8 protein-coding genes and 2 pseudogenes are annotated in these 10,152 nt (G+C 50.8%); 7 read left to right on the top strand and 3 right to left on the bottom strand.

Going from position 1 to position 10,152, the window contains the following annotated elements:
* Window positions 1-100: 100 nt before the first annotated feature.
* Window positions 101-520: a PH domain-containing protein gene (locus tag JFU37_RS31120; RefSeq protein WP_342214921.1), complete on the top strand. Its 420-nt coding sequence runs from the start codon at window positions 101-103 to the stop codon at window positions 518-520.
* A gap of 61 nt (window positions 521-581) precedes the next feature.
* A complete protein-coding gene (locus JFU37_RS07680; RefSeq protein ID WP_201114698.1) occupies window positions 582-1,796 on the top strand; it encodes an aldose 1-epimerase family protein in 1,215 nt (404 codons plus the stop codon).
* A gap of 6 nt (window positions 1,797-1,802) precedes the next feature.
* On the opposite strand, the pseudogene JFU37_RS07675 reads toward JFU37_RS07680, so the two are convergent.
* Window positions 1,803-1,988 (bottom strand): annotated as a pseudogene (locus JFU37_RS07675) (magnesium chelatase subunit ChlI family protein); the annotation flags it as partial.
* 68 nt (window positions 1,989-2,056) lie between these two features.
* Here JFU37_RS07675 and JFU37_RS07670 point away from each other — a divergent pair.
* Window positions 2,057-2,350: pseudogene (locus JFU37_RS07670) on the top strand (PH domain-containing protein); the annotation flags it as partial.
* A gap of 158 nt (window positions 2,351-2,508) precedes the next feature.
* Here JFU37_RS07670 and JFU37_RS07665 read toward each other — a convergent pair.
* On the bottom strand, window positions 2,509-2,820 hold the full coding sequence (locus JFU37_RS07665) for a DUF3077 domain-containing protein (RefSeq protein ID WP_201114697.1): 312 nt from the start codon (window positions 2,818-2,820) through the stop codon (window positions 2,509-2,511).
* Between the two features lie 160 nt (window positions 2,821-2,980).
* Between JFU37_RS07665 and JFU37_RS07660 the strand changes: the two genes are divergently transcribed.
* The 4 genes from JFU37_RS07660 (at window position 2,981) to JFU37_RS07645 (ending at window position 8,809) form a co-directional block, all read left to right on the top strand.
* Complete coding sequence (locus JFU37_RS07660) at window positions 2,981-3,319, top strand: hypothetical protein (protein WP_201114696.1); 339 nt, start codon at window positions 2,981-2,983, stop codon at window positions 3,317-3,319.
* 75 nt (window positions 3,320-3,394) lie between these two features.
* Window positions 3,395-4,597: an SIR2 family protein gene (locus JFU37_RS07655; RefSeq protein ID WP_201114695.1), complete on the top strand. Its 1,203-nt coding sequence runs from the start codon at window positions 3,395-3,397 to the stop codon at window positions 4,595-4,597.
* Window positions 4,594-7,323, top strand: coding sequence for a hypothetical protein (locus JFU37_RS07650; protein ID WP_201114694.1), 2,730 nt, complete (start codon window positions 4,594-4,596; stop codon window positions 7,321-7,323). Before JFU37_RS07655 ends, JFU37_RS07650 begins: the two co-directional genes overlap by 4 nt.
* 121 nt (window positions 7,324-7,444) lie before the next feature.
* Window positions 7,445-8,809 carry a hypothetical protein gene (locus tag JFU37_RS07645; RefSeq protein WP_201114693.1) on the top strand — a complete coding sequence of 455 codons (1,365 nt, stop codon included), beginning with the start codon at window positions 7,445-7,447 and terminating at the stop codon, window positions 8,807-8,809.
* 460 nt (window positions 8,810-9,269) lie between these two features.
* On the opposite strand, the gene JFU37_RS07640 is transcribed toward JFU37_RS07645, so the two are convergent.
* Window positions 9,270-10,094: a hypothetical protein gene (locus JFU37_RS07640; RefSeq protein ID WP_207201395.1), complete on the bottom strand. Its 825-nt coding sequence runs from the start codon at window positions 10,092-10,094 to the stop codon at window positions 9,270-9,272.
* Between the last annotated feature and the right edge of the window lie 58 nt (window positions 10,095-10,152).

The raw sequence follows: 10,152 nt of genomic DNA, 5'->3' as shown, positions 1-10,152 counted from the left end.
TTCTTTCTACGACCACCCGTTAAGTCTAGACGAGGCGTAGCCGAAGGCGCCCGATGCAGCTGGCACTCGGGATTCACATTCAAAAAACAGGGAATAGCAAATGATTGATTTCAACAACAAAGGCTTCTTCAAGCTCAAGCAAAACGAAGAATACGCAGAACGCGTCAGCGCACTGCTGTTGGAAGGGGAGCAAGTCATCGACTCCTACAAATCCATGCGCGACGGCGTGGTGTTCACCAACAAACGCATCATCGCCGTCAACGTGCAGGGCCTTACCGGCAGCAAAAAAGACTTCATGTCGTTGCCCTACAAAAACATCATCGCCTACTCGGTGGAAGAGTCATTGCCGAGATGGCCATCGCGAGCAGGATCGCTCCCACAGTTGATCTCGAATGTTCACAAAACCTGTGTTCACCTTCGATCTAATGTGGGAGCGAGCCTGCTCGCGATGGCATCGACTCAATTTTCCGATTTGTCCCAAATCTTTCTTGGCATTTGCCGGCGGTGTGTCGCTTTTTAAGCTTGCTGAAACGTTTCATCAAGTCTATAAAAATGGCACAACTCCAAGAAAGGCTGCTGCCATGACTCCGCTCAAACTCTTTGTTGCCCTCAGCGCACTGTCCGCTGCCTCCCACGCCATGGCCTGGGATTACGTTCTGCTCGACACCGACAATGCCGCCCAGAATTGGCAGATCACCAGCCAGCAACTCGGCGTAAAAACCGACAAACCCTTCAGCGTCACCCTGCGCACCTTGCACGGCGGTCGGCAGGAGGGCGTCAGCATTGTCGACATCGATAACGGCACGATGAAACTCTCGGTAGTGCCGACTCGCGGAATGAACGTCTTGCAGGCCTCGGTCGGCAATGTGCGCATGGGCTGGGATTCGCCGGTCAAGGAAGTGGTCAATCCGTCCTTCATCGAACTCAATGGCCGCGGTGGTCTGGGCTGGCTGGAAGGTTTCAATGAGCTGGTCACCCGCTGCGGATACGAATGGGTCGGCCACCCCGGCGTCGACAACGGCGAACTGCTGACCCTGCACGGTCGGGCCGCCAACATTCCTGCGAACAAAGTCACCCTGCACATCGATGAAAAACCACCGTACGCCATCACCCTGCGCGGCGAACTGAAAGAGCAGGCGTTCAAGAAGGTCGACTTCTCCGTCGCGACCGAACTGGTCACCGAACCCGGCAGCGTAGTATTCGCCCTCAACGACACCCTGACCAACAACGGTGACTATCCGAAGGAATACCAGGCGCTGTATCACAGTAACTTCAGCACCCCGTTCCTGGAGCAGGGCGCTCGTTTCGCCGCGCCGGTGAAACAGGTGTCGCCGTTTAACGACAAGGCCAAGGGCGATCTGCCCGACTGGCAAACCTACCGCGCACCGACCAAGGACTACGACGAAACGGTTTACAACGTGGTGCCGTATGCCGATGCCAAGGGCGATACGTTGACCGTGTTGCATAACAAGGCCGGCAGCCTGGGTGTTTCGGTCGGTTTCAATACTCAGACACTGCCCGTGTTTTCTCTGTGGAAAAACACCGATACCCAAGGCCAGGGCTATGTCACGGGGCTGGAGCCGGGGACAAGTTTTTCCTACAACCGCCGTTATCAGCGGCCACTGAACCTGGTACCGACAATTGGGCCGAAGGAACACAAGCAGTTCCGCATCAGCTACAGCTTGTTGGCGGATAAGGCGGCTGTGGATAAGGCCTTGAAGCAGGTGAGCGAGATTCAGGGTGGGCGGGAGACTGAGGTGCGGCAGACGCCGTTGGTTGATCTGACCAAGGGGTGACACCGGCTAGAGCATTGTCGGCCGATATTGCAGCGCCTCGGCCAAATGCTCGCGTCTGATCCCGTCGGTTTGTTCAAGGTCCGCCAGCGTGCGCGCGACCTTGAGCAGTCGATGGGCTGCTTGCAACGACAGAGTTAAACGCTCGCAGACGGATTCCAGCCTGTTTTCATCGGTCGTGGATAGAAGGTGATGCCTGCGGAAAATGGGACAGATTTATTATTGGACGACTCGGAAAATAAATCCGTCCCCTTTTTCCTTCACTATTGGAAGGAGAGCAGGTCATCGACGCGTACAAATCCATGCGCGACGGTGTGGTGTTCACCAACAAACGCATCATCGCCGTCAACGTGCAGGGCCTCACCGGCAGCAAAAAAGACTTCACCTCGTTGCCCTACAAAAACATCGTCGCGTACTCGGTGGAAACGGCCGGCACGTTCGACCTGGACTCCGAATTGGAGATCTACTTTTCGTCGCTGGGAAAGGTGAAGTTTGAATTCACCGGCAAGACATCAATGGTGGAAATCTCAAAGCTGATTTCCCAACACCTGCTCTGAACTGAACAATTAAAAGCCCCGAAAACTCGGGGCTCCAGCCAGCCAAACACAATTCAATAATGTGGGAGCGAGCCTGCTCGCGAAAGCGCCAGGTCAGCCACATCAATGCTCAATGTACTGCCACCATCCCAAGCTGCCCGCTCCCCACGTTTCAACCACTACCCTTCAGACTTCGCCGCCGCCCGCTTAGGTGTGACAGTGGTATCCCGATTACGCGTCAGCACCTTCACCGCATCATCAACCACCGCCTTACTCATCGCCGTCAAATAATGCGCGGCCCATGCGTGGCGGTCGGTGTCTCTGGCGTAAGCCGCATCTTCAGTAAGCGCCTTAGCCAGAAACAGAAAATCAGAAGCCATGGCTAACGCATCGCCGAGAGGGACGTCGCGAGTGACGTGGAACAGGGGTTGGTCTGAGCAGTAGATGGCGGGGGTTAGGCCGATGGTTTTGAGTTCTGGTTGATCGGTCATTGGGCATCTCCGGGGATGGAGAGGCTGTGGGGGAGGGTGGATGGTGAGGCGTTACGCGATTGGGAATTGCGTTGATGGAAAAGCCAAATTTTGTACGGATTCATGCTGCGCATTATCAGACTCCTTGATATGAGGAGCTGCCACGTTCGTTTCCACACGAATGGGTGACAGCTGTGCGCAGGGTGGAAAACCGGGAATCAAGGAAACCGGTACGCCCGAAGACGTCCCACGCACAGCCGCCATAACTCACGCCGCAGGCATAAAAAAAGCGCCGGCAGACGTGATGGGGGCGCTGTTGCGCCTTGAATTACACGGGTTTCCACACCCGGTCGCTGAATTGGCAGCGACGGTGGGAGGGTATCGTGCAGATTTCTTTCCTGCAACCGTCGAAGGCTTATCTCCCAAACCGCTCGAGTCGGAAAATGTGGTCTTCCCTTTTTTATTCGAGGAATTAACTCGAGATTCAGATGTTTTTCAGGATGCCGATTTAAGTGCCTGAGAGGTATTCTGTGCCCTTTTACGCTGGTCAGCTCGCGGAAATTAGCCACCCACAAAACGGACTTGAAATTAAAAAATGGATACATCTGCTCAAGACCGCGTAATCACACTCGGCAAGGGACTCGCAGCGATACCAGAGCGACTTCTTCTCGCTCACGCACGCGGCCAGGTTCTTTTTATATGCGGTGCTGGCATTTCGATGCCCGCTAAATTGCCAGACTTCCGTCAGCTCGTAGTCGATGTTTACCAAAAATTAGATCCTAGCGTTCATTCGGTGCTTTCCAAATTGCCGCGTGGAGCATGTAATCAATGGGAAGCAGAGATATCACACCTCACTGATCCGCAGAAGGCGGAGGTCAAGCGGTTCATTAGCGGAGACTTCGACGTAGTCCTTGGCATGCTTGAGAGACGGCTTGACGGCCTCACGCGCGGCGATAGTCGAGTTCGACATGCAGTAGCTGAACGCTTGCGAGCAGGGAATAGTCAGCCAGCGCCTATTCATCGTGCGCTTATGCGCCTTGCGGATCGTGGGGGAGCGGTCACCATCGTTACGACAAACTTTGATCAGCTTCTTCAGCGAGCAGGGAAGCGCCGCGGCTCTATCATTCAGACCTATTCACTTGGGGCTATTCCCAGGCCGACCCGGCAGTTAGATTTCGCAGGAGTGCTTCATATCCATGGTGTGCTTGACCCACAGCCAAGTCGCGTATCCGAACTAGTTATTTCGGACCAAGACTTTGGCGAGTTTTATCTACGTCGTCGTGTTGTTCCTGATCTAATTTACGACGCCGCCCGCTTGTACCACTTGGTCTTGGTGGGTTACAGCGCTAACGATCCACCAATGCGATATCTGTTAAATGCAGTTGCGGCAGATGGATCTCGCTTTGGGGATTTGAAGGAGCGGTTTACATTTTTTGGATCTCATACGCCTGACCCTGTGGCGCTTGAGGACTGGAAGGCGCGCGGCATTACGCCAATCCACTACGATGCCAACAACGGTCATTCCGCACTATGTGAAACACTTGAACGCTGGGCGAGTCTTTCAGCTAATAACGGAAGTCCTCGCCGTATTGACGCCGAAATTCGCCGGATCGTCAGAACCCCCAGAGCATCATCGCAGGAAGCGGATCGCGACTTGTTCGACCATTTGATCAGACGGAGCAACACAAGTGAGCGCATCAGATTGTCTGCTATGGCATCTGGTGGAAAGGCTGACATAGGTTGGCTCGAAGCGATCATTAAAATCTGCACAGAAAAAGAGCAGGATCGCCATTTATGATTCCGGATCTGGTATTTCTCGATGAACAGGATCGTGCAACGCTTCAAGCAACGATTGCGTTTCTAAATAATCGATTAGCGGACGCCGGAACGATGGACTGGGCTCTGCGTTTAAAGCGAGAGCAACGTATAGAGCGCATCGCCATCGAACATCTGCTAAGTGGTCCTCAGGGGCGCACTCTCGATGAGCCTTGGGTCTCTGCGTGGCGATTGATCGAAGAAAGCTGGTCATCTATAGATATCAACGATGGACCATCGATTGCGATTTATGACATACAAAATCGGCTACGTGCCGGTGATCGCTCGGGTGCAGTCATTTCGAAGGTCGTAGGGTGCGTGATGCCGCGCCTGAAAGTTGGGCCGCACGACTCCTGGCGTTGGCGGTTCTCGAAGCGACCAAGTCGTCCCAGAACGTTCGACCATCTACTTTCTGCAAGGCTGACCAGTGGCAAACTTTTAGACTTAGACGTGCTCGAGCTTGTGCGCCTTACTGAAGTAGCCTTTCTAAAAGAATTGGGTGTCGCGCTGGAGTCAGCTGTAAACCTAGGCCTTCGAATTGGTCGACAGCTCGGCTGGAATGGGCAAGACCAGTTTTGGAAGCTTGGAGATTTACGACGAGCATATTATGTCACCGGTACATCCGATGACGATCATGGCAGCGATCCTGATGCTTATCACACAGGTATTGCACCGTCCGTAAAGCTTCTTTTCGCCGTTGTCGGGCGTATCGCGGAATTAAGCGCCCTTGATGCGCGGCAATTCGTTGAGCGGTGGAGGTTTGCTCACTCATCTGTACATACCCGGCTGTGGGCAGCCGCCGCTCGGGATCCCGAACTTGTTAAGTCTTCGCAGGTTCAAGCATTCCTTGCCGACCTTGATGATCTCCACTTTTGGAATTTGCACGCCTTTCCGGAGATCGCTGAACTTCGAGCTGTACGGTTTGGAAACCTCGACCTCCAAGCCCAGATAGCGATAGCCAAGCGGATATGTAAAGGCCCTCCGCGTAATTTTTGGCCGAAGAAAATAGAGGCTGCAAAAATCAAATCGGCTCGAACTTACCAGACTGTCCGCGAGCTCAAGCGTATTGAAGTCGCGGGAGGAGCGTTGCCATCGGATGAGCGCCAGTGGCTGAACGCCAACCTCAATCAATACAGTGACCTAATAGGGATGGACTTGGATGAAGGCCTTCCGATAGGTCCGACGGCGCATTGGGTTCAGCCTAATCCGGATTCGAAATTTGACGCCATGGCGGGTGTTTCCCGTTTGAGCGCATTAGAGGCGGCTTTTTTGACTAGTCGTGACGGTAGGCATAACGAACCAGCTCAGCGCGCGAATGACTGGCTCCAAGAGCCCGAAAATATACAGCTGGTTTTATGCGACCTGGAAACCAGCGGGGATGGTGGGAACGATTTCCCGTTTGTGTGGAACCGTTTCGGTTGGGCGCACTCACCGATGAAGAAAGATGGTAGTGCCATTCTTACGCGTGACCTACAAGCTGAATGTGAGCGGGTTCTCGGGATGCTGAGTCTGACCTCCGAGAGTACTATTTCGATTGCAATCCAAGGAATCAGCGCATGGATGGACGCCTGGCGGACCCAAATTATTGCTTCTAATCTGGGGTTTTCTGTTTGGGAGAAGATTTGGCCAATAGCTGTCGATGCTACCAATGCAGAAACAGCCCTAGCGGATGATGCCAATCTCGGCGTTACGGTCCGTAGTGCCGACGATGACCACGCGCCCATGGACCTCGATACGTTGAACACTGCTGCAGGGAAGCTTGTAAGTGTGTTTCTTGCGACCTGTGGATCCGAAAAGTCCGTCTTCGCAGAAGGCACTACATCCCGCGCGATGCGAGATACAGCAATTAGCGCAACCGGTCGCAGCGGCTTGATTGTGCAACATCGTTTCATCGAGCACTTGCCGTACTTTTTACGCGCCGATTCAACATGGGCTGAAAAAAGTCTGATATCGCCATTGCTTAACGATGATGAAGCTTCTATTCCTCTCTGGCGTGCTGTTGCTCGCCGCACTCGTCATAGCGACGTCCTTAAAATCATCGGTAACGAAATGGTGGAGAGGGTTAATGACCGGCGTCTTGGGCGCGAGGCACGACAAAGTTTAGTGTTCAGCCTCGTTATAGAAAGTTTGCACGCCTTCAGAGAGGGGAATGCCCCAGCGGTGCCCAACCCAAAAACTCAGCAAATGCTGCGGACCCTAGACGACGAAATCCGTGCATCTGCTGCAAGTGCGATTCAACAATTTGTTCGAGAACTTTCAGCTAATCGGTCCAAAGAAGTGGACACAACCAGCGCCGCCGAACTGTTTAGATCTGCAGCGGCACCATTTATCGAGCAAGTCTGGCCACAAGAGCGCTCGTTGGCCACACAAGGTGTTAGTGCTGCGTTTGCTGTTCTTCCTTCGACATCAGAAGAAGCTTTTAGCGAGGCTGTCGATGCTGTTGAACGGTTCCTCGTACCTTTCAAGTGCTGGTCGTTACTAGATTACGGCTTATATGGCGAGGTTGGCGAGGTAAGGAGGCTTGCCATTATTGATAGCGAAGAAAAAGCCAAAGCTTTGCTTCGTTTGCTTGATCTGACGATTGGAAATTCTGAGGCAGCGGTTATTCCCTACGATCTCACAGAGGCATTAGATCAAATACGATCGGTCTCAGCTGAACTTGCAAAAGATCCAGTGTATAGACGACTGTTTACTGCGGCTAGGCGCTAGTTGTGTCTTGGTGACGAAAAGGGGGCGGCGAAAAAAAGGCAGATTTTTTACTAAAAATAAATCTGTCCCCCTTTTTCAGTCGTTACAGTAATGAAGTTATGATTTTTATGGGAGGGGTGTGATGCAGTATACAAGTAGTTTCAGAGATGTAGGGCGAGGTCAGAATGTTGATGAGGTGCTAGTCGGTGGTGCGCTTAAAAAAATAACAAACTATCTATCTGATCCTTTTTCCAGTGGTCTCCATAAATTGTCTTTTGAGTGGGTATCGGAGGGTGGAATTTCGAAAAGCGTCATGAGTATGGTTCATAGGGAAGTTGCAGGGAAAGATCATATAGTTTTGGTAAGTGGAAAGCGCGAAAGAAAAATTAATCTTACAGAGGATTGGAATAAAAGTGTTGTTGAGTTTGTGGAGGACAAGATTACTTTTTTACTATCGCTTTTTGATTTTATGGTCCGCCGAGATGAAGATATTAGCGAGGATGAGAGGGGGGAGTCATTTGGTCATCATGAAGTGACAGAGATGGTTCTCGATCTTCTTGATTATGATGTTCTTCGGAATGAATATAATGAGGCGTATATCTATTTTTTTGAGAATATATGGGATTCTAAGTTTAGGACGGATTTGCCTCGCGGAAAAATTCATCGCAATAAGTCTGGAAATTTTTTTATAGTTAGTGGGCCTCTGGATGAGACTAATTGTACAATCTTTGCGTGGGAGGAAAAGCCACTAAAGGCTATTAGGGATTTTCTGGTGTTGGTAGGAAAGCTTGAAAACTCAACACTCTTGCCTATGTTCTCACCAGAGGAGGAGTTGTTTGAACCATATCCAGATGTGTTGGCATTTGTTTATTCAAAAATTTTTACGCAACAACATTTGCTTCCTATAATTCGAAAAGGCTTGGAGCGATATGATGAGCACAACTATCTCGATTGCGTCGGCTCAATGGGGATTGCAGGGGAAGATATTCTAACTCAGATATATGAAACACTTTTTCGAGAGCAGTTAGATAAAGGGTTGACGACTGGGCAATTGCTGGACGAAATTCAAAGGAGGGTTGGGACGCTATTCAAAGCTCCCGAGCCCGAAATTTCCGATGTGGCAAATCTTTACAAAGAAGTGAAGGAAGGGTTGGAAGGCAGTGGAGATAAGGGGGAGATTGCGCTGCAAATTATTCGTGCATTGATTGGTAATTTTCATAATGCAGATAAATTATTGTTTGGTAAAATTGATAAGGTTAATAGACCTGAGAAAAAGCACTCTATATTTCCAGCTAGGATTCAGAATCTACTAAATGATCTGATTCGATATAGGAATGCTGCTGCACATAAGTCAAGAGTTCCTATTGGTCCATACGAGGCTCGGCGTTCTGCGTACTGTTTAGTGGTTTTGTTTATGTGGTGGGACTCTGAAAAAGCTAAAGTTAGTTGGAATAGTGATGTGCAGCAAATTATTAAGGATTTCGTCTTGCGCAATAATCAGAAATAGAGTCAGTATTCGGAGTGTGGTACGCTCGAGGTGAGGATAAGGGGTGGACTTTTATATTGTAAGCAAGTTTAAGTCGCTTGCAAATAAATCTGTCCCTTTTTTCTATTCAGTAGCGGTCTTTGTCAGTCGTCACGTCCCAAATATCGTAAGTTTTCCCCAGCAACCGTTTCTCGTTTCAGCTTCTCTACGTGAAGGACTTCCTCCTCCGGAGCTTGGCCATTTACATAGCTGGCGATGTCCCTGCCGGAGTGCACGTCACTCTCGACACTGTATCGAGACAATTCCTCGGCAGATATCGAAAATGCTGGAAAAATGCAGCCTTCAGAACTCTCAAGATCACTTCCGTCCTCAACGCTCATAACCGCTCCAACTCTGTTGATGGTCGACAGCTACAAAGTATTTTTTCTAAGGAAACCCAGTCATCGCTTTGGTCGTGAGTTTGCAGGTGGGGCATTTGAACTCATTGAGATTCCACTGTGGATACGGGGTTTTGGTTGGCAGTTGGTTCTTTGATACGCAACTCCGTCTCACGAATGATCCGACCTTTGATCCCATCTATTTTGAGCACTTTGTTACCCACCAGGAGAAAAGTGGATTTGCTGTCTGCAAGGATCAAATGGCCGGTTAGCCTGTCACCTTTGTCGGTCAAAACAGTATGGATGTCATCCAAACCATAAGGCGCATCCTGCTGGGTATATTTTTTGAAGTCTTTCAATCCCATCCTACTGCCGTGCTGAACACCTATTGCAGGAGCGAAGGAAATTAGTAACAGCGAGAAACCTATCCAACTCGATAGGCCGACGATGACTCCTTCCTTCAATCGTTTTGTGATGACCAAAAGAAATAGCGCAGCTAAGCCAAAGTAACCAGCAGCAAGCAGGCCGGCCCCTAATATGGGTAAGCGGTCTGTGACGGTTAAAGCGCCTGACATAATGTTTATGTATCCGTAAAGCAGCAGGGTAGGCGTGCTGAGGGTCAGCTCGTTGGTATCTATCCCAAATTGTTCGTAGTAACCCACGAGCAACGAATATCCCGTGATGAGGAGAGCTGCTTGTGATGCTACAGCACCGTAAACCAGTAGTTTAAAGGCGAGTTCAGTATTGATCTTCACATCATCGGCAGGCACCGCTTCGGCGGCGTGCGGGCAAGCATGCCCCGGTGGCGAGGTGAGGCTGATTGGCGTTGTCAATTCCACCTTGATTGTCTTGTCTCTACTCCAGAACACGGCAAATCCTATGTCAGTAAAGGAAACGGGGCGATACGCAATCGTTGAGGCAGTTGCCAATGGGACTTCGTGACAGATTTGCCTGGGACCCCTGGCGAATTGAAGCGGGTACGGGGTC

It is taken from the genome of Pseudomonas sp. TH41 (assembly GCF_016650695.1).
Classification (GTDB): domain Bacteria; phylum Pseudomonadota; class Gammaproteobacteria; order Pseudomonadales; family Pseudomonadaceae; genus Aquipseudomonas.
The sequence above is the reverse complement of the archived record's forward strand: the minus strand, read 5'-3'. Positions and strand labels throughout refer to the sequence as shown.